The following is a 19,992-nucleotide window of genomic DNA, read 5'->3' on the forward strand; positions in this document are numbered from 1 at the left end:
AAGGCTTTTTATATAAGTCAGTACTAGTCGCAAACGAGAACTAGATTTGTTATTTTAGTTCGCAGTTTCAATGAGCAGAGATTAGAAATCTACGTTAGCGTATTTGCATTGTTAGTTCTAGGTAGAAAAGTAGGAGACTAAAATTTGAATTCGTAACTTTGGTTAAATGCAAAAAATAATGAAAAAACTAACAAATAAAACACCTCGTTTTGAACTAACCGGTAGCTCCTATTTTCGTGTAATTTATCAATTTTTAGACTTCACTTTTTTAGCGATCAACTATCTAAATAAAAAAATTGAAGTATCAAGATTTATGGAGTGTACAGAATCTTTTCGATTGTTCCTGTTATCTCGAAGAAAAATCATTTCGGTGCTCTTGTTCTTCATCGTCTTATTTATCGCTACTTCCTCGTTCGCCGCTTCTTCCTTAGCTGTGTTCATAATTACATCTTTCACTTTTAGTTGGACTCTTTTTATGTCTTCATCTAAAAAATAGAACCCAAACGTCCTTAGTATGCGGCTAAACATATTAGTTGGACGCTGGTAAATTATTTCTATCTAATAATAGTCCCAGCGTACATGTTCCAAAAACTCTGGGAGGACTTGACGCAAATATGTACAAAATCTCAATCTCAAAAAGTCATCTTTTTTTTAACACTTCTAAAATTTTATCCTGTTTGACAACTTGGCTCATGAAGAATTGGGAAATTACAAGAATTAGCAATAAAACAAAGTTCGTTTGCTTTTTGATGTAAACGTAGTGCTTCGGCTATTTTTTCTTTTTGTCTTATGACCACTTTAGGATACAAACGAACCTCAGTAAAGCGTCCGCACCCGTTATCTAAAACCTCAAGCGTTGCCTCAGCCGCATCAGTGTACGAAAGCACTTCGATTCCGTTTTGAGAACAAACATACAAATAGGACATCATGTGGCAAGAAACAATACTACTCAATAATAAATCTTCAGGATTATACAAAATTGGATCTCCTTTGAAAGCTTTAGCAGCAGAAACATTTAAAATAGGTTTACCTTCAACTATAACGGTATGGCTTTTACTGTAAATTTTAGAAGTCGAAACCTCTTCCTCTTTAGAAGAAAACCAATTCAATTTTGCTTTAAATAAATGTTTGAAACCCATTGTTTTCTTTTTATTCCAAAAGTAATCAAAACAACTATTGATTACCGACTTAGCTTAGATTTAAAATATTGTCAATATGCGCTGTTGACAAACAAAATGCAAAACGTTCTGCTATTCGATAAGTCAACTACTCTTTATGTTCAATATCAAAATAATACAACCAACTTGGTAGTACTATTAAAAGTAAAGGCATCGCGATTAGAAAACTCGCATCGATTACGAATTTATCAAATAATACAATTGTCAAGATTAGAAAAATGGTTGAAATAAGACAATGACTTATGGAGCAATAGCCCATTCACCTATCTCAATTATAATTGACCTAAATTCCGCATTATTGACATCTTCGTTTGCAGGTTTTCTACCTTTAATAGTTGCATGAGCTTTATTTAGTTTACTTGGCGTATGTAATACATTTTGAGTAGGAATTAAATCATTCCTTACTTTGCCTACATTCATTTTCCAAATAAAATAGTCATCAGGGTTTTTCAATGGTTTCCCAGGTTTACTATGAGATATGACACTATCCCTACATTTTATTGGAGTTGTATACTTATCCCAATCCGAAGATAATACCTTACTATTAACTTCAAATGGAGTGTTCTTAAAAGCATCAGCTTTTGGCATTTTATCATTTCTAGTCAAATTTGACCTATGAATTCTAGTATATAAGAAATGTTCGTCTGGTATATGTTCCTGTTTTAATTTAAACCAACTCATACAAGTTTTTGCATCCAGTGTGAGACCTCTTTATTAATTTCTAAATCATGCAAAAAACCTTTTAAAATTGTAGAATTAACATCTTTGCCATAAAAATGCACATCTAATTTTTCGCTATTTACAACATTCATTAAAAGCATTCTATTATCACATCTCCATTCAATATCAAATGAACCATCTCGGGCAATACTTATCTCAGGACTTTTAACAACAATATCATAAAATTTTAGAACATATTCCGCATACTTAATCAATAGTTCAACTGTCCATAAATAGACTTGTGGATTACATCCAATAGCATCGTCATCATCCCAGTCATCTTTATACTCTAAATACCTATGCGAAGATAAAACCTCCTCATAAATACCTCTCAGTTTATGATTTATTGAAAAAAATTGAGCATGAAGTTTTATACGAAATGGTGTTTCTTCATAACCCACAAGATGTCTTTTCGTGATTACTTTAGACGTGTCATACAATTCTTCCCATACTATTTCATGAGTAGAAACACTCATGAAATCTAGGACTTTGTATTCCGCTGTTGTAAAAGAACCATGTTTAAATGATTTCTTACGGCTTGGCACTTTATTTTCTAATACTAATTGAGACATATATTAAAATAAAATATTTAAATTATTTTTATAATCTTCACGAATAACTTGGTCTTTTTCAATAGCTCTATCAATTTCGGATTTTAATTTATTTAAATCCTCTAAATCTAGAGTAAGATAAAGCTCTTTATCGCTAAAATTGTTCTGGTATTCTACATGCAATTTATGAATAATAACAGCATCTCTATCTTTACTACTTAAATCATCTTCAAAAATAATTCTTAAATCTGTAATTAATTTAGTAGAACTCAGAACGGATTCATTATCAAAAACACTCCTTCTTGAGTTAATGTTTTTCTTTAGAGAACCAAAATTAGACAGAATAATTACTAAATTTTCTTCAAATACAGAAGCTTCAACTATTAAATCTTCGTTTTCTAAAAGAAAAGACTCCGATAAATTCTTAGCCACTTCTTCTACAGTAGAATCTTCATTGTCAAGCAAGCTCCTAAAACTAAAAATAGTTTGAAGCAAAATTCTTGATTTTTTTCCAAAGAATTCAACCAATCGTTCCTCTATATCATTCAACTTTTCTCCAGAGTTAATATTCTTAAGGATATTAACTAATGAATCTAAATCATTTTTTTTCATTTCTGAAATGATTATAAACCCTTCTTTTACTTCTTCTGGAATAGATATTTTAGCCATTGATGTTATTTTTCTCTTCAAATATATACATAAATATAAATATATTATACAAATACACAATACGTTTTGATAAAACATTATGAAAAACCGTTATGAACAAAAAGACAAAACTTTATTATTTTAGTAAAAGCATCCAAATAGGAGTGACGAAAAGGAGTGACGAAAACATCTAAATCCGCTTAAAATCGAATTTAAGCACAATAATCACATTACATGCTAGCAAGTTACAATTGTGAATCAGTTTTCATAACCCTGAGGTCACGAGTTCAAATCTCGTTCTCGCTACACAAATAAACCCTTAAACAGCAATTGTTTAAGAGTTTTTTATTAGCTAGATACTCCAATCCTTTACTATTATTGCAACAAAACTACCTTACCGAATAAAGTATTAGGCAATCTCATCATCAACTTTGATATAAAACAATAAAGTAGGTAATACAATCAAAAGTAAAGGCATCGCGATTAGAAAACCACCAATTACTGCTATCGCTAAAGGTTGATGTAATTCGGAACCCGTTCCTATTCCAATAGCTAAAGGCAATAACGCAATAATGGCTCCTAAAGCAGTCATTAATTTGGGTCGCAAACGTGTTGAAATCGCATAGACCAAAGATTGCTTTTTATTATTCGAACTAAGGAAGGTTTCTTTGAATTGTAAATAGGTGAAAATGGCATTTTCGCTAATAATTCCAACAATCATAATTAAGCCTGTATAGCTACCTACATTCAATGGGGTGTTCGTCAAAAACAATAATAAATAACTTCCAGCAATACCCAAAACAGATATAAATAGCAGTATTAAAGCCACTTTTAAATTTCGAAACAGAAATAACAAAACACCAAAAACTAACAAACACGAAGCCATTAAAATAAGCAACAATTCCTTAAATGATTGCTGTTGGTCTTTGTAAGCTCCCCCATAATCAATATAGTAACCACTTGGCAGAATAACTTTACTAGACACTTCTTTTTTAATACTTTGCATCACCGTACCTAAATCCGTATTGTCGAGCCTACCAGTAACAACGCACATCATTTGCAAATTTTCACGCTCTATTTCGGCAATTCCTTTCGAAATCGTGATATTGATAAGATTAGTTATTGGTATCGATTTCCCATTTGGTAAAAAAATAAAAATCTTTCTAATTTCTTCTAAATTTCTATTTTGCGTATTGGGGTAAATCATACGGATGGGTACCGCTTTATCTAATTCTAAAATAGAGCCAATCAAATTTCCCTCTAACACCGTTTGCAGTTGATATTGCAAATTAGCCGGAGTGATGCCATATTGGGATAATTGACTGTAATTGGGCGTAATACTTATCGATGGCCCAGCGTAAACAATTCCGTCAAATACATCAGCGGTTCCTTTTGTCTTTTCAACAATTTGAGCTACTTGCTTTGCTATTTTCTGCAATTCTTTCTGGTCGTTTCCAAAAATTTTTACCTCAATAGGCGAAACAGAGCTCATTAAGTCACCCAGCATATCGCCAATCACTTGACCAAAATCTACTCGAAGTGCAGGCTGCGAAGTTTCTACTTTTAATCTAATTTCGTCAATAACATCATTACTAGTTTTAGATCGGTCTTTCTTAAGCTGAATTAAATAATCACCCCTATTGGGTTCTGTAATAAAAAAGCCCATTTGTGTCCCTGTTCTTCTACTATACGCCTCTACTTCTGGAATTTTGTGTATGATTTTCTCCACCTCAATTAACATTCTATCCGTTTCTTCTAATGAAGTACCAGGTGGCGATTCATAATCTAAAACGATGCTTCCTTCGTCCATTTCTGGTAAAAAGCCGGTTTCTAATCGGGGTAAAATTAAAACTATTGAAATAATTAATACTGCACAAAAAGCAAAACTCAATAATGGTTTTTCAATAAAATAAGCCACCCAATTTTGACTTTTAACTTCGTGATGTTCCGTTGTTGATTTTACTTCAGAAGAGTTACTCTTTTTCTTCGTAAGCAACAAATAAACAACTGGTAATAGAATCCACGTCACAAAAAACGAACAGATTAATGTGATAATCATCGTGTCTGTTAGCACTTTGAAATAGGCTCCAGCAACACCACTCATTAGAGCAAAAGGAAGAAAAATAACAATGGTACATAAGGATGAACCTACCATTGCAGGAAAGAGATAGTGAATTGCTTTTTGTAATAATGCTGCTGTGGGTTCATCAGGATGCTCCTCATGGGTTCTATGGATTTGCTCCACAACTACTATCGCATCATCAATAATAAGACCTAAAGCTGCAGCTATCGCTCCCAGTGTCATAATATTAAAAGTTTGTCCTGTAAAATATAAAACTAGCAAAGTAGCGCAAAGTGTCACTGGAATTACAATTAAAATAGTAGCACTTGCTTTAACCGATTTTAAAAATAAAATAGCCACAATCATTGCTAAAAACAATCCAATTAATAAGCTATCTGTTACACTTTTTACGGCACCGCCCACAAAACTAGATTGCTCGTAATACGGCGTTATTTTTATGTCTTGTGGAATTATTTTTTTCAGTTCTTTCAACTTTGCATCCATATCAGTCGACATGGTAATTAAATTGGCGCTAGGTTGTTTAATGATTACAATTAAGACACTTTCTTTTCCGTTGGCATTTACTTTTATATATTCTTTCGCTTCTTCTATCGCTACCGTGGCAATATCTTTTAAGGTTATAATTCCTTTCCCACTGTTTATTAGTACTAGATTTTCTAAATCTGATTTTGAAGTAATCTGGGCATCCGTTAGCGTTAAATACAAAAAGCGATTGTCTGCCAAATAGCCATTAGAAGTGATAAAATTAGTTTGGCTTAAAACCTGAGAAACGGCCTCGGGGGTGACACCATAGGCAATCATTTTACTCTGATTGAGCTCAATCCAATATTCTTTTTCTTTTCCACCTATCACTCTAACCTCGCTTACTCCATCTACTTGCGAAAGAAAGGGCTTAATCGTAAAATTGGCTATTTTTTTTAATTCAATAGGAGATCTATTCGTACTTTCCAAGGCGTATCCTATCACAGGAAGAATAGACGGATTCATCTTCTCTACTGTTATTTGAATACCAGTAGGTAAATCGGTTCTAATCTGATTAATTCTGGATTCGATTTGCTGTTTACTCACGTCTAAATCTGCATTCCAATCTACAAAAGCGGAAATTTCGCAACTTCCTCTGCTAGTGGTACTACGAACCGTTTTTAGATTCGGGATTTTCTTGATCGCATTTTCTAATGGTTTGGTAACGGTTACCATCATTTTATCTACCGGTTGTTGTCCAGCATCTGCAATGACTTTTATTTTAGGAAAGGTGATTTCTGGAAACAAACTAGTTTGCATTTTAGAGTATGCAAAAACACCTCCCAATAACACCAAGAAAATTAAGGTGCTTAAACCGCTTTTATGTTTGACAAAAAAATTATCCATTATTTGGCCCTGTTTATAACTTTCACTTTAATGGTGTCTCCTACTCCATAGTTTCCAGAAGTTACTATTCGATCTGTTCCTTTAAATTTTGGCGAAATTATTTCTGTTCTTTCCTGATTTTTCAACCCTATTTGAACAGGGACTTTAACAGCCGTAGAGTCATTTTTGAGCAACATAACCCAATAGTCAGTTTCTACTTCATTACTTAAAATTGCTGCTTTGGGCAACGTAATTATCGACGATTTATTCGATTTCGGAATACGTACCGAAACAATTAAGTTTTCAGGCAAAACTTCGTTAGCATTGATTTTTAAAAATATACTTTGCATCTGCGAAGTGGCATCTACAGCAGGAATAAATTGTTTTACCGTTCCTGAAATGAAGGTTCCATCTGGTAAGTAAATAGCTAGTTGTTGATTTATCGAAAGGTGTTTTTTTAATTCGAAAGGAACATTAATTACGACTCCATAATTATTAGAATCATTAATAATAGCCAATACATCTCCTTCTTGAACATAATTGCCGTTTTCTACATTAACTGCCGTGATAAAGCCATTAGAACTAGAAGTAATTGAAACTGCAGCACCAAAATTTAATTTAGGATCTAATTTATTCACATCATTACCTAAAGCAATCGCTTCTTTAGTTTTTATCGAAAATAAACGCTTTCCTTTTGCAACTTGGTCATTCGTTTTTACCGCAACAGCTGTGATATAACCCGTAATAATAGCTTTTATAGGCGTTTTAACTATGTAGGAAACCGTTCCGGAAACTTCTTCATAATCGTCAATTCCTGTAGTGTCAATTGTGGTCACAGTTACGGGGATAATGGTTTCAATTTCCGTTATTGCCGCTTCTTGTTTTTTACAAGAGGGTAAAAGCATTAAAAATAATACAATTATAAAGGGTATCGTTATCTTATTTTTCATTTGTATTCCAATAATTGAGTTCATTAATTAACAGTAAGCCTTCTGTATTGTTTTGAGCAATGGTATTTGTAATTGACAGTGAATTAGCTAATGAAATAACAAAGTCGGGTATGCTGGCATTTCCGGTGACCAATAATTTATTAAAAGCGTCTAGTAATGTTTTGTTAATTTTTAACTGAGTTTGCAGTTGCTCATTAATCATTTCGTTTTGACTTAATTTCAACACTAACTGTTCTTGCTGTTGTTTAAATTGTCTTTCAAATTGTTTTTTGTAGGCACGACTCGTTTCTAATGCCAGCGCATTTTTAGTAGTTTGCAGTTTCCTTTGATTTCCATCATAGATAGGAATCGAAAGATTAAAACCTAGGCTACTCCCAAAATTCTTATAGGGCTGGGCTATTAAAGTCGAATTATACCCGGCGTCTGCTAACAATAAAACCGATGGCTTATAGTTATTAGCAATGTTTTCTTTTTGATTCTGAATGCTTATACTATCAATTTCAAATTGTTGATTGTAAATAGAACTTTCCGGAGCTAGCAGTGGCTTCAATTCCATTTCTGGCTGAGCTAATACAATGGCTGCTTTTTCATTCGTCCCAGATAAATAATTCAAAACTGCCAAATCATTTTCAAATTGGTATTTCATCTGAAGCAGAATTAATTCTTGCTGTTTTACAGTAGATAAAAAGAGCAGATAATCGGTTTGTTTATAGATGGATTTCTGAGTAAACTTTTTAAGAATTTCTAATTCGGAATTCAATAAACCAAACTGCTTTTGAAGGTTTAAAAATTGATTGTTATCAGAAAAAGCGACGATATATTGTAAACGGACGGCTTTAACAATATCATTTTTTGTGATTTTGGTATTGATGTCCACCTTGTCTTTTAATAAGCTGATGGCAGCAAGCTGATTATTTTTTTGGCTTTTGCCAAATATCCTCTGCGAAAAACCCACCACAGCACTTACGTTCTGACCATTACTTATCGCAGTATCATAGCCGAAATTATTGATTACTGGCGCATAATAGCCCAACAAATTAGCTGTTAATTGTGGTTTTAAATTAGCTTTATACAGTAAACTATCTATTGACAAAGAACGAGATTGATTATTTAAATCGTTCAACAAAGCCGTATTTAAAAGCGCTTTTTCGATAAAAAAACTCACCTCTCTTTTCTGTGAAAAGGAAGCAAATGAAATAAGGGTCGTAAAAAAAAGCAACAAATTTCGCATAGGATTGTAAATATAAAAAAATAGAACATCTTATTTAAAAGATGTTCTACTACTAGAACATGAATGAAATCAAACTACTGCTTTTTTGAAAATTTCCCAGAAGCATCAAAAATCAAATCACAATCTTTTCCATCAATTTTAACCTCCGCTTCATAAGTAATTACCTTTTTATCATCTGTGATTTTAGCTGTTTCTTTGTATTTTTTTATTAGGATAGGTCATTGCTATATAGGTTAAGGCTTTTGCAGGTAATTCGTTTTCTTTAATTTCGATTTCTGTCGCTACCTTGTGCCCTTTTTTATCATAGTTTGCTGAAGCTTCTTTGCCATTTAGTTTAAATTCTGCTTCAAAACCATCTTCTTCAATATCCCAAGTTACCTTCATGTTTGGATATTCATTCTGGAAAGCTTCTTTCACTACTTTAGGCAAGTCTTTGTTATCTTTAGACTGTGCGCAACCTATAGCGCTTATTGCTATAGCGGCAAATAAAATTACATGTTTCATGATTGCTGTTTTTAAATTATTAGGCAAATATCCATCATGAATCTATTCGAAATCTATTCTTTCGCCTACTTTAAGAAAATAGGTAGGTATTGTTTTGTCTTGCTATAAAATTGCAATTAAACTTACTTGTTGTATCCCCTTCACGCTAAATAAATAGAAGTTACGCCTGCGGTAATGTACTTGTAATTGTCCCTTTATTTTAATTCGTTTAATTGATCCATAATTTGAATAAAAATATCTTGCCAATAATTTGGGTTGTAGGACAGTTCCGAATCTCCAAATCGAATAATTTGAATGTTCTTTTCGGGATACAGGTACAGGTACTGACCGTAAAGTCCAACAGCATAGAAACTATCGTATTTTACAGGTCCTATTCCCCAGTTGTTATTGTAATAATGTCTGTTGTTATTACTAGGGTCTGAATGTGTTGAATATTCCACCCAATCCTTTGAAACAATCTGATTGCCCTCCCAACTGCCTTTGTTGAGATATAATCTTCCAAATTTAGCAAAATCAATCGCTCTTGCCTGAAGACAACAAAAAGCTTTTTCCATACCATCCTCACCCTGTTTGTCTAGACTCCAATAAGCAGGTGCTTCCATCCCTAATGGCTTCCAAATTTTAGTTTCTAAGTACTTTGACACGGATTTACCGGTTACTCTTTCAATAATTAAGGCTAATAATTGGGTATTTGCACTACTATAATGAAATTCCATATTAGGAGTAGTTTTAATAGTTAATCCTGTTATTTCCTTTCTTAAATCATGACCCCAATAAAATTCTGCATTATCAGAAACGATATTAAATTCTTGATCAGAAAATTTTATTCCTGACGTATGTTGCAATAAATTTTTTATTGTAATCTTATCAAATCCTGGCTTATTTTTAAGCTCAGGTAAATAATCAATAATAGGATTATCAACGCTTTTAATTTTCCCTTCTTCAACCGCTATTCCTATCAGTGTAGATACCATTGGCTTGACCATAGAAAAAGAAGAAACTAAAGAAGTATCAGCATATTTACCATTATACTTTTCATATAAAATAGTATCATTCCTGATGATCAAAAACGAAATTGTATTATGAAGTTTCACAAAACTATCTAGTTCAACATTACTTGGATTTAATGATTTGTTCGTTAATCCTATCAATTTCCCTAAACCATAGTCTTTATTCGGTTTTATGAAATTAAAAACGGGAGATTGATTTTCAATCTTTCTTTGAGGGAAGTGAGAATAGTCATTCTGTTTTGGTAACGCGCCAAATCGCATGGTGTTATAGACATCACAAGATGAAATTACTACCATAATTATAACTAAGAGTAAAGTATTTATTTTGCTTCCCATATCTTTGATTGGCTATTTTTTAAACTGATTTAAAGAAAATGCATGCCTATTGTTTTCGTATTGATATACAACTTCAATTGAATTCGCTTCTGCTATTTCTTTAACAATCGCTAATCCTAAGCCTATCGAATTTACATTTGAAGATTTTTTTTCAAAACGTTCAAATATACTAACTTCATTTAAAGCTTCTAGTATACCAGTATTACTTATAATTAGCGTTTGGTCTTTTATCGAAATCGTGATTTGTCCGTTCTTAACATTATGTCTTATGGCATTTTGAAGTAAATTATTAATTAAAATAAAACACAACTCTGAATTAATTGTGAAGTATAATTCCTCATTCACTTCATCAAAAAACGCTATATTCTTATCTAAAATAAAATCTTCATTTAAAGCTTTTACTTTTTTAATTAAAGGAAGTAGTGCTACCGTATCTGTTTTTTCGTATTGTTGATTTTCTATTTTAGAGAGCAATAACAAGGACTTATTTATTCTACTCAAACGGCTTGTGGCCTCTTCGATAGCAATTAATAGGGTCATTGCTTCTTCCTTCAAAGTATTTTCTTGAAGCAACACGTCTATTTTACCTTTAATTATAGCTAATGGAGTTTGAAATTCATGTGAAGCATTTTCTGCAAATTTTTTCTGGTTTTTATAATCACTACTCATTTTTGAAGTCATGTGATTTATAGAAGAATTTAGTTCGCTAAACTCTGCTATTTCATTTGGTTCTAATTTTTTATAATCAGCTGTATGCACACTAAAATCCTTTATGTAATCTAAGGTGTCTTTAAAAGGTTCCCAAATAAGTTTAGATACCTTACTGTTAATATACACGGTAACTAAAAACAATAAAAGCAACAATAATGTAAAAACAACGGAGACCACTTCCATTAATTCATCATATTCTATAGTGCTCTTCCAAACTTTAATCTGATAATTTTGCCCATTTACAATAGCACTAACTTCCATTATTTTATTCGAAATGTATTCTTTCTCAATATCAGAATACATCAAAGTATCCTTTATCATTTGCTGAATAATCCTGCCCTTTTCGATTTCCTTTATATACACCTCATTATTGACTTCAAATACGTTTAAAGCATTGCTATTTCCTTTTGCAATGTAATTTTCAATTACTTTAACCCTTGTTGACAAAATAGCGTCATTGCTTTCTCCGATTTCATTTAAAAGAAAAAAATAGATAAAAATAGCCGAAAATAAAATTACCGGAATGGTATAAAGGATATAATAACGACTTGCTTTTGTTAGTAACTTCATAGTTCGGTTTTAAAAGTATAGCCTATGCCGTATATGGATTGAATGTAATCATTGCAATGAGCAGCAAGCAGTTTCTTTCTCAGGTTTTTTACGTGATTGTAGATAAAGTCAAAATTATCAAATTGGTCCGCATTATCTCCCCACAGGTGTTCCACCAAGGCATTTTTTTGAATAACCCTGTTTTTATTGGCAATGAAATAGACTAATAAATCAAACTCTTTTGACGTTAAATTAATCGAACTGTTATCAATCAAAACTTTTCTTTCATCTGGGTATAATGTGATTTCATTGACAACAATTGCATCAACTCCATCAAAATTATTGCGTCTAATCAAGGCTTTAATTCGAGCATTAAGTTCCGGTAAATAAAAGGGTTTTGGCAAATAATCATCTGCTCCTAAATTCAAACCATCTATTTTATCGTCGAATGAGTTTTTGGCAGAAATAATAATAATTCCTGTTTTTGGTCTGCTATTTTTAATAGTTTTAATTAAATCTAAACCATTCCCGTTGGGCAACGTAATATCTAATAAAACACAATCATATTCATATACTTGTATTTTATCATATGCACTAGTAAAGTCATTCGCTACCTCAACTATATTCTTCTCAAGTCCCAAGTAGTGACTAATACTTTTTTGCATTTCTATTTCATCTTCAACTAATAAAATTTTCATGAATCGTGTTTAAGTCAATAATTTGAAAGCAAAAATGGCACGTAAATCTATTCTAAATCTATCGCTCTTCAAAAATACAGATTTACTACAGATTTAAAATTAATATTTGGAAATTAAATCACCATACAATAAAAAACCTGCTTATTTTTACTCCTAAATAATGTAAGAATAAGTTTAACCGCTTTAATTTAAAAAAATGCATCCCAAATTCCTTTTAGTAGCATTACTATGCTACCAATCAAGCTTTGCACAAGAAACTAAAACTGATTCTACTACCACTAAAAAAATCACTTACAAAGAATTAATTATTCCTTCAGTGCTTATTGGTTATGGAGTAATTGGTATTGAGAGCGATGCTCTTAAAAATATAAATGAAGAAATTAAAGAAGAGGTTATTGAAAACATTGACCACAAAATAACGATTGATGATTTCACCCAATACTTACCAGCAGTGGCCGTTTATGGTTTAAACGCAATGGGGATAAAAGGTAAAAATAATTTTAAAGACAGAACGCTCATTTTAGCGACTTCTTATCTCTTAGTAGCAGCTACAACGCTGCCATTAAAAAACATAACACATGTACAGCGTCCAGACGGCTCTTCATTTAATTCCTTTCCATCTGGTCATACGGCTACGGCGTTTGCTGGTGCCGAATTTCTCTGGCAAGAATATAAAGATGTATCTGTTTGGTATGGGATTTCCGGTTATATCGTAGCTTCAGGAACCGGTTTTTTCAGGATGTATAATGACCGCCATTGGTTAACTGATGTGGCTGCTGGAGCAGGAATTGGTATTTTATGTACAAAAACTGCCTATTGGATATATCCAAAAATGCAAAAACTACTTTTCAAGAAAGAAACAAAAGCAGCTGTTATTGTTGCTCCTTTTTATAATGGAAGAGAAACAGGAATTGGATTAGTGGGTCGATTTTAAATTATACCCAACTACTAGATAATAACCCTAATAATATCCTCTCTAAAACTTTTTATCCTCTCCTTTTCTGTAATTATGTACAAACCACTTTTCAAATTATAAATTTTGTAGTTTTACCGCACTATATTTCAATAACAAAATGAAAAACAAACTACTCAATATTCCTCCAATACCAGCTGTTCTTTTTGCAATTATCAGTGTTCAATCTGGTGCCGCAATTGCAAAAAGTCTTTTCCCCGCCATCGGAGCAGCGGGAACTGCCTCCCTGAGAATAGGTATTTCAGCTATCATACTCTGCGCTGTTTACAGACCCAATTTATTCAAGATTACTCCTAAGCAATGGAAACTTGTAATTCCCTATGGTTTGTGCTTAGGAGCGATGAATTTAATTTTTTATATGGCAATAGAACGTATTCCCATAGGACTAGCGGTAACACTGGAATTTATAGGTCCGCTACTGGTAGCTGTTTTTGGCTCGAAACGTTTTGTCGATTATTTATGGGTACTTCTGGCAGCAGCAGGAATTGTTTTGATTGCTCCGTGGACAAATAACGGAATAAACGTTTTAGGAGTCTTATTTGCTTTATTGGCAGGAGCCTTTTGGGCTTTTTATATCGTCTTGGGAGGGAAAGTTTCAAAAGTAATGAAAGACGGAGAAGCTGTTGCAACTGGAATGCTCTTTGCTTCACTATTGATTGTACCGTTTGGAATTATGGGAAATGGATTCAGTAATCTAACACCAACATTTCTTTCTCTAGGAGTAGCACTTGCCCTTTTATCCAGTGCCATCCCTTTTACATTAGAAATGAAAGCACTCGGGCAGCTTCCCGCTCGTACCTTTAGTATTTTAATGAGTTTAGAACCCGCTGCAGCTTCCATTTGTGCGCTGATCTTCTTACAGGAATACCTTGCTTTTAACGAGATAGTCGCTGTTATTTTTGTGATAGTCGCTTCCGTTGGGTCGACACTTACAACCCAATCACAAGCCTAATTGATAGCCGTAAAAAAGAAGTTTTTTTATTTATTTTTTAAAATTGGCTCAAGCCAAAGCAACATTCCAACAGTTCCTTTCTTTAATTGATTTTATTCCCAACTTCCCTGATTTCTCTTCGCAGTTCTCTAAACATATCCTTTAAACTCTCTGCACTCAAATCATCCGGTGTAAACTCGTTAGTAGCAATACTGCAGGCATACTCCCAAATTTCAAGAATCTCCGAAGCTTTAATTTCATAAGGCAAATAAATCGTATTGTCAGAATGCAGCATCAACGCGTTTTTTCCATTTTTGTTCAATCGCTTGTATACTATACCTTGACTTTTAGTGATCACGATATAGGTTTTTCCGTCCATGACATCGCCCAATCGTTCTACATATTGCCCTACGATAAACGAACCTTTCTTATGTGGCGGCATAGAGTCTCCATCTACAGGAAAAGCACGAAATTTTCCGTTTCGTAGAAATGGCAGTGAGATATGCTGCAAACTTTCTATAAATTCCGGATCGGCATACCCGCTTAGATAGCCTGCTTGTGCTTTATGAGGAACAATTTCTATAATGTTTTCTCCTTTTTGGTCAACGGTTATAGGCAATAATATCCTATTATCTCCCAATTTCAACAAGTCTTCAATGGGTATTTTCTGGACGTCTACAGAGAGTAAAATATCAATGCTGACATAGAAATAATAAGACATTCTCTTCAAAATATCATAAGGAGGTTCAGAACTACCGTCTTCGTATTTGACATACCTTCCTCTCGTTATTAAAAGATTTTGAGATAATTTTTCCTGAGAAATACCTTTTTTAACTCTGAGATGCCTGATGTTATCGGAAAATAAAGACATAATGATTTTGTTATAATTTATAACAGCAAATATACTTTATTTTGTTATAACCTGTACTAATTTTGTAGTTCAAATTTACCGAAAAGTTTTAAGATGAAATGGATGAATGTATAATTTGAAAAATAAAATCAATATGGCAAGGTCAATAGTACACATGGATATGGACACTTTTTTTGTGTCCTGCGAAAGGTTAACCAACTCAAAACTAAATGGTTTGCCACTCATCATTGGTGGTGGTGATAGAGGTGTGGTCGCCTCTTGCTCCTATGAAGCTCGGACATTTGGTGTTCGCTCTGCGATGCCTATCAAAATGGCACTTCGTCTTTGCCCGCAGGCAAAAGTTATGAAAGGCGATATGGAATTGTATTCTAAATTATCCCATGATATCACCCAAGTTATTGAAGAAAAAGCACCTATTGTAGAAAAAGCGAGTATCGATGAATTTTACTTAGACATAACGGGAATGGATCGGTTTCATGGTTGTTACCAATGGACAAATGAACTCGCGCAATCCATCACAAAAGAAACAGGATTGCCACTAAGCTTTGCGTTATCTGTTAACAAGACGGTTTCGAAAATTGGAACCGGAGAATCAAAACCAATAGGAAAACTCGAAATTCCAGAAACCATGGTAAAGACGTTTTTGAATCCGTTATCCATCCAAAAAATTCCCATGGTGGGCGACGTCACTTTCCAATTGCTGTCGCGCATTGGCATTCGAACCATACAAACACTTTCAGAAATGCCCGCAGAAGTGCTGCAGCAAATGATAGGTAAAAATGGTATCGATATTTGGAAAAAAGCAAACGGTATTGACAACAATCCGGTGGAGCCTTACACGGAAAGGAAATCAATTTCGACGGAACACACCTTTGGACAGGACACTATCGACATTCAAAAATTAAAATCAATCTTGGTTGGTATGGTCGAAAAACTCGCTTTTCAGTTGCGTTCAGAGGAATGGCTCACCTCAACAGTCGTGATAAAAATACGGTATTCTAATTTTGATACCGAAACAAAACAATGCCGAATCCCATACACTTCGGCTGATCATACTTTGACAAGGAGCGTCACCGAATTATTCGATAAGTTGTACCAACGTCGCATGCGGTTGCGGCTAATTGGTATTCGCTTTAGCGGATTGGTTCGCGGTACCTACCAAATCAATATGTTTGAAGATACTGAGGAAATGCTGTCGCTGTATCAAGCGATGGATCGAATGAAAAAACGCTACGGTTTTGATGCTGTAGCCCGTTGTGCCGGAGCCACTCTCAAAGTAAAAAACAAATAATGTACCTCAACTGTCACTCTTATCACAGCCTGCGTTATGGCACGATTCCCTTAACCGAATTAGTCCAACTTGCCGCTGCATGCGGTGTAAAAGCGATGGCATTGACTGATATCAATACGGTTACTGGTATCTATGATTTTATCAAAGAATGTCAGGCTGTTGCTATAAAACCCATCGTTGGAATCGAATTTAGATACAATAACAAACTGCTTTACATTGGCTTAGCCAAAAACGCAGCAGGTCTTGCCGAAATGAATCGTTTTCTGACCAAATATAATTTTGACAAAACGCCCCTACCTGCTCAAGCACCAGAATTCCAAAATGTAAGTATTATATATCCAATCGAAAATGCTCCTGTTATTTTTAGAGGTTTTGAATTTTTGGGTATGCGTCCAGAGCAGCTCCCCCTGCTATTTCATAATCAATGGAAAAGCAAACTGGATAAAATGGTGGTTTTGCAGCCGGTGACTTTCCGAACTAAGAGAGAATTTAACCTGCATAAAATCCTTCGAGCCATTGATACTAATCTCATTTTATCAAAACTTACCGAAGCTGATTATTGCCGAACATCAGAAACGATGGCTCCCTTGGAAAACCTATTGGAAAAATTTAGTGATTACCCCCAAATTATTGAAAACACAGAAAGCATCATTGCCGAATGTAACTTTGAATTCGAATTCAAAACACCCAAAAATAAAACCAATTATACAGAAAGCGGAGAAAACGATATCCAACTCCTGACAAGTCTTGCCAACCAAGGATTAATAAAGAAATACGGCAACAATAATCTTCCGGCACGCGCTAGAATAGAGAAAGAATTGAAAGTTATACATGAGTTGAAATTTAGCGGTTATTTTTTAATCACCTGGGATATTATTAGGTACAGCAACAGCATGGGATTCATGCATATCGGGCGAGGAAGCGGTGCCAATAGCATCGTGAGTTATTGCCTGGGTATTACAGCTATTTGCCCCCTCGAATTAGACTTGTACTTTGAGCGTTTTTTAAACCTGAATCGCAAAAGCCCCCCCGATTTTGATATTGACTGGAGCTGGAAAGAGCGGGATATTATTCTCGAATACATTTTCAATCGGTATGGTCGAGATCATGTGGCTTTTTGTGGCACCAATGTAGAATTCAAATACCGCTCAATATTCCGAGAAGTGGGTAAAGTTTTTGGTTTACCCAAAGAAGAACTGGATGCTTTGGCTAAAAATCCAATGCAGTTGCACGATAACAATTCGGTAGTTGCCTTGGTACAAAAATACGGTATGCTGCTCGAAAAATATCCCAATCAACGGAGCATGCATTCCTGTGGCGTATTAATTTCGGAAGAACCTATTACAAATTACACGGTTTTAGAAATGCCGCCGAAAGGCTTTCCTATTGTGTTGTTTGACATGCACGTGGCTGAAGGTATTGGTTTTGAAAAGTTTGATATCTTAAGTCAGCGCGGCATTGGTCATATTGATGACACCGTAAAACTGGTTCGAAAAAACCGTGGTATTGAAGTCAACATTCGAGATACGGCATTATCAAAAAATGAAGCAAAATGCAATGAATTTTTAAGCACTGGAAAAACTATTGGCTGTTTTTATATCGAAAGTCCCGCCATGCGTGGCTTATTGCGAAGACTAAAATGTGATAATTATAAAATACTAGTCGCTGCATCCTCTATCATTCGTCCAGGTGTGGCGCAGAGTGGTATGATGAAGGAGTACATCTTTAGACACAACCACCCCGATCAATTCGAGTATTTCCATGAAACATTCAAAGAACATCTGGGGGAAACCTATGGCGTAATGGTGTATCAGGAAGATGTAATCAAAATTGCACTGCACTTTGCGGGAGTCCCCGCCTCTGATGGAGATGTTTTACGTCGGGCGATGAGTGGTAAAGGACGATCTGTAGCAGCTTTGCAAAAAGTAAAAGATAATTTCTTTGCATGCTGTGCCCAAAAAGGACATCCTTTAGCACTCAGTCAAGAAATATACCGGCAGATAGAATCCTTTGCGGGCTACTCTTTTTGCAAGGCGCACTCGGCATCTTATGCCGTCGAAAGTTATCAAAGTTTGTATTTAAAGGTATATTATCCCGTAGAATTCATGGTGGCCGTTATCAACAATCAGGGTGGTTTTTACAGAACGGAAGTCTATGTGCATGAGGCTAAAATGTCCGGAGGTATCATTAATACGCCTTGTGTCAATAAAAGCGAATATGAAGCTACCGTTTATGGAATTGACGTCTATCTCGGTTTGATGCAACTCGAAGGGCTCGATTCTAAAACAGCACATCACATCGTTGCAGAACGAAACACGAACGGAAAATACAAGTCACTCGAAGATTTCATCAATCGCATTCCAATAGGCATAGAAGGAATCCAAATATTGATTTTCATTGGCGCCTTTCGCTTTACAGCCAAGACAAAAAACCAATTGCTAGTCATCGCTAGATTGATACTGGTAAATTACAAACCCGAAAACCGAAATTTAATGTTGCTTCAAGAACCCGTTAAGGAATACAAGCTTCCTGTATTAGAACGTTCCCCTTTTGAAGACGCCTTCGATGAAATAGAACTACTTAGCTTTCCGGTCTCTTGTTCCCCGTTCGATTTATTGCAAACCAAATACCGCGGTGCTGTATTAGCCAAAGATTTATTGAAACACCATAAGAGAACTGTGAAAATGCTGGCCTATCTTATTTCGAGAAAACACGTACCTACTAAAAGAGGGACAATGTTTTTTGGAACTTGGATTGATGCCGAAGGAGAATTCTTTGACACAGCTCATTTTTCAGATAGTTTACAGAAATATCCTTTTCTGGGTGGAGGTTGTTATTTGTTATTGGGAACGGTCGAAGTCGATTACCACTTCCCTACTATTACTATTAGCAAAATGGCCAAAATGCCGTTCATTCCTGACCCACGTTATTCTAATTCCACGGACCGGCAATACAAAGCCCATCAGCAAATTAAAGAAGATGTGAGCATGACCCTTCGAGCGCCTTATCCACAGGATGTCAATCTGCCAAGGTATAAGATGTCTTAGTGATGTAACAGGTTAGCATCTAAATTCTAGTATAATTACGTTAAATATTACCCACTGTAACTGGCACAAAGTCAGGAGACTTCACAAAGCGCAGATCCCATGGTATCCGTAAAATAATTGCCACAGATTCACAGATTAAAAAAAAAATATCATCTGTGAATCTGTGGCAAAAAAACATATGTGAAAGTCCGTTACTTGTACCAATAAAATAATTAGCATGTTTATTAAACAGATTTCACCTGATTAGCACAGATAAAATTAATGTAACTATTGGGACTAGTAAAAAAAACGACACGAATTACACGAATTAACACGAATTCAAGATGAAAATTTATTCTAATTTCAACAAAAAAATAATATCAC

Annotated in this window: 17 protein-coding genes; 5 read left to right on the forward strand and 12 right to left on the reverse strand. The window is 34.4% G+C overall.

Annotation, left to right across the window (positions count from 1 at the left end; genetic code table 11):
* Window positions 1-178 precede the first annotated feature (178 nt).
* Window positions 179-496, forward strand: coding sequence for a hypothetical protein (locus A3SG_RS22375; protein ID WP_232226362.1), 318 nt, complete (start codon window positions 179-181; stop codon window positions 494-496).
* 172 nt (window positions 497-668) lie between these two features.
* Here A3SG_RS22375 and A3SG_RS0112000 read toward each other — a convergent pair whose 3' ends face one another.
* From A3SG_RS0112000 to A3SG_RS0112055, 11 genes are all read right to left on the reverse strand, one after another.
* Window positions 669-1,139 (reverse strand): OsmC family protein, encoded by a 471-nt coding sequence (locus tag A3SG_RS0112000; RefSeq protein WP_016990263.1) that lies wholly within the window; start codon window positions 1,137-1,139, stop codon window positions 669-671.
* 279 nt (window positions 1,140-1,418) lie between these two features.
* On the reverse strand, window positions 1,419-1,859 hold the full coding sequence (locus tag A3SG_RS0112010; protein WP_016990265.1) for a hypothetical protein: 441 nt from the start codon (window positions 1,857-1,859) through the stop codon (window positions 1,419-1,421).
* Window positions 1,856-2,470 (reverse strand): hypothetical protein, encoded by a 615-nt coding sequence (locus tag A3SG_RS0112015; protein WP_016990266.1) that lies wholly within the window; start codon window positions 2,468-2,470, stop codon window positions 1,856-1,858. Before A3SG_RS0112015 ends, A3SG_RS0112010 begins: the two co-directional genes overlap by 4 nt.
* Before the next feature lie 3 nt (window positions 2,471-2,473).
* The gene (locus tag A3SG_RS0112020) at window positions 2,474-3,118 is read right to left on the reverse strand and encodes a hypothetical protein (protein WP_016990267.1); all 645 of its coding nucleotides are present in this window, start codon (window positions 3,116-3,118) and stop codon (window positions 2,474-2,476) included.
* 388 nt (window positions 3,119-3,506) lie between these two features.
* On the reverse strand, window positions 3,507-6,548 hold the full coding sequence (locus tag A3SG_RS0112025; protein WP_016990268.1) for an efflux RND transporter permease subunit: 3,042 nt from the start codon (window positions 6,546-6,548) through the stop codon (window positions 3,507-3,509).
* Window positions 6,548-7,477 carry an efflux RND transporter periplasmic adaptor subunit gene (locus tag A3SG_RS0112030; RefSeq protein WP_198008520.1) on the reverse strand — a complete coding sequence of 310 codons (930 nt, stop codon included), beginning with the start codon at window positions 7,475-7,477 and terminating at the stop codon, window positions 6,548-6,550. The genes A3SG_RS0112025 and A3SG_RS0112030 overlap by 1 nt, the downstream gene beginning before the upstream one ends.
* The gene (locus A3SG_RS0112035; protein ID WP_198008521.1) at window positions 7,467-8,642 is read right to left on the reverse strand and encodes a TolC family protein; all 1,176 of its coding nucleotides are present in this window, start codon (window positions 8,640-8,642) and stop codon (window positions 7,467-7,469) included. Before A3SG_RS0112035 ends, A3SG_RS0112030 begins: the two co-directional genes overlap by 11 nt.
* Before the next feature lie 249 nt (window positions 8,643-8,891).
* Entirely contained in the window at window positions 8,892-9,212 is a 321-nt protein-coding gene (locus A3SG_RS20845; RefSeq protein ID WP_016990271.1) for a PepSY-like domain-containing protein, read from the reverse strand.
* 194 nt (window positions 9,213-9,406) lie between these two features.
* The gene (locus tag A3SG_RS0112045) at window positions 9,407-10,519 is read right to left on the reverse strand and encodes a serine hydrolase domain-containing protein (RefSeq protein ID WP_198008522.1); all 1,113 of its coding nucleotides are present in this window, start codon (window positions 10,517-10,519) and stop codon (window positions 9,407-9,409) included.
* Between the two features lie 51 nt (window positions 10,520-10,570).
* Window positions 10,571-11,839 carry a sensor histidine kinase gene (locus A3SG_RS0112050; RefSeq protein WP_016990273.1) on the reverse strand — a complete coding sequence of 423 codons (1,269 nt, stop codon included), beginning with the start codon at window positions 11,837-11,839 and terminating at the stop codon, window positions 10,571-10,573.
* Complete coding sequence (locus A3SG_RS0112055) at window positions 11,836-12,516, reverse strand: response regulator transcription factor (RefSeq protein WP_016990274.1); 681 nt, start codon at window positions 12,514-12,516, stop codon at window positions 11,836-11,838. Before A3SG_RS0112055 ends, A3SG_RS0112050 begins: the two co-directional genes overlap by 4 nt.
* A gap of 196 nt (window positions 12,517-12,712) precedes the next feature.
* Between A3SG_RS0112055 and A3SG_RS0112060 the strand changes: the two genes are divergently transcribed.
* Together A3SG_RS0112060 and A3SG_RS0112065 are read left to right on the forward strand one after the other, a co-directional pair.
* Complete coding sequence (locus tag A3SG_RS0112060; protein WP_016990275.1) at window positions 12,713-13,450, forward strand: phosphatase PAP2 family protein; 738 nt, start codon at window positions 12,713-12,715, stop codon at window positions 13,448-13,450.
* Window positions 13,451-13,589: 139 nt separating this feature from the next.
* Window positions 13,590-14,441 carry an EamA family transporter gene (locus tag A3SG_RS0112065; protein ID WP_016990276.1) on the forward strand — a complete coding sequence of 284 codons (852 nt, stop codon included), beginning with the start codon at window positions 13,590-13,592 and terminating at the stop codon, window positions 14,439-14,441.
* Between the two features lie 82 nt (window positions 14,442-14,523).
* Here the strand turns inward: A3SG_RS0112065 and A3SG_RS0112070 are convergent, their stop codons facing one another.
* Window positions 14,524-15,291, reverse strand: a complete 768-nt coding sequence (locus A3SG_RS0112070) for an XRE family transcriptional regulator (protein WP_016990277.1) — start codon at window positions 15,289-15,291, stop codon at window positions 14,524-14,526.
* Window positions 15,292-15,424: 133 nt separating this feature from the next.
* Between A3SG_RS0112070 and dinB the strand changes: the two genes are divergently transcribed.
* Window positions 15,425-16,582, forward strand: a complete 1,158-nt coding sequence (dinB, locus tag A3SG_RS0112075; RefSeq protein WP_029596782.1) for a DNA polymerase IV — start codon at window positions 15,425-15,427, stop codon at window positions 16,580-16,582.
* Window positions 16,582-19,629, forward strand: a complete 3,048-nt coding sequence (locus A3SG_RS0112080) for a DNA polymerase III subunit alpha (protein ID WP_016990279.1) — start codon at window positions 16,582-16,584, stop codon at window positions 19,627-19,629. Before dinB ends, A3SG_RS0112080 begins: the two co-directional genes overlap by 1 nt.
* Window positions 19,630-19,992 lie beyond the last annotated feature (363 nt).

The sequence above is a fragment of the Flavobacterium sp. ACAM 123 genome (genome assembly GCF_000264055.1).
GTDB lineage: Bacteria > Bacteroidota > Bacteroidia > Flavobacteriales > Flavobacteriaceae > Flavobacterium.

Excerpts from the sequence above, each read along its gene's own strand:
- A3SG_RS0112025 (WP_016990268.1), bottom strand. The coding sequence starts at position 6,548 with ATGGATAATTTTTTTGTCAAACATAAAAGCGGTTTAAGCACCTTAATT.
- dinB (WP_029596782.1), top strand. The coding sequence starts at position 15,425 with ATGGCAAGGTCAATAGTACACATGGATATGGACACTTTTTTTGTGTCC.
- A3SG_RS0112065 (WP_016990276.1), top strand. The coding sequence starts at position 13,590 with ATGAAAAACAAACTACTCAATATTCCTCCAATACCAGCTGTTCTTTTT.
- A3SG_RS0112070 (WP_016990277.1), bottom strand. The coding sequence starts at position 15,291 with ATGTCTTTATTTTCCGATAACATCAGGCATCTCAGAGTTAAAAAAGGT.
- A3SG_RS0112060 (WP_016990275.1), top strand. The coding sequence starts at position 12,713 with ATGCATCCCAAATTCCTTTTAGTAGCATTACTATGCTACCAATCAAGC.
- A3SG_RS0112055 (WP_016990274.1), bottom strand. The coding sequence starts at position 12,516 with ATGAAAATTTTATTAGTTGAAGATGAAATAGAAATGCAAAAAAGTATT.
- A3SG_RS0112015 (WP_016990266.1), bottom strand. The coding sequence starts at position 2,470 with ATGTCTCAATTAGTATTAGAAAATAAAGTGCCAAGCCGTAAGAAATCA.
- A3SG_RS0112030 (WP_198008520.1), bottom strand. The coding sequence starts at position 7,477 with ATGAAAAATAAGATAACGATACCCTTTATAATTGTATTATTTTTAATG.
- A3SG_RS22375 (WP_232226362.1), top strand. The coding sequence starts at position 179 with ATGAAAAAACTAACAAATAAAACACCTCGTTTTGAACTAACCGGTAGC.
- A3SG_RS0112000 (WP_016990263.1), bottom strand. The coding sequence starts at position 1,139 with ATGGGTTTCAAACATTTATTTAAAGCAAAATTGAATTGGTTTTCTTCT.
- A3SG_RS20845 (WP_016990271.1), bottom strand. The coding sequence starts at position 9,212 with ATGAAACATGTAATTTTATTTGCCGCTATAGCAATAAGCGCTATAGGT.
- A3SG_RS0112050 (WP_016990273.1), bottom strand. The coding sequence starts at position 11,839 with ATGAAGTTACTAACAAAAGCAAGTCGTTATTATATCCTTTATACCATT.
- A3SG_RS0112020 (WP_016990267.1), bottom strand. The coding sequence starts at position 3,118 with ATGGCTAAAATATCTATTCCAGAAGAAGTAAAAGAAGGGTTTATAATC.
- A3SG_RS0112045 (WP_198008522.1), bottom strand. The coding sequence starts at position 10,519 with ATGGTAGTAATTTCATCTTGTGATGTCTATAACACCATGCGATTTGGC.
- A3SG_RS0112010 (WP_016990265.1), bottom strand. The coding sequence starts at position 1,859 with ATGAGTTGGTTTAAATTAAAACAGGAACATATACCAGACGAACATTTC.
- A3SG_RS0112080 (WP_016990279.1), top strand. The coding sequence starts at position 16,582 with ATGTACCTCAACTGTCACTCTTATCACAGCCTGCGTTATGGCACGATT.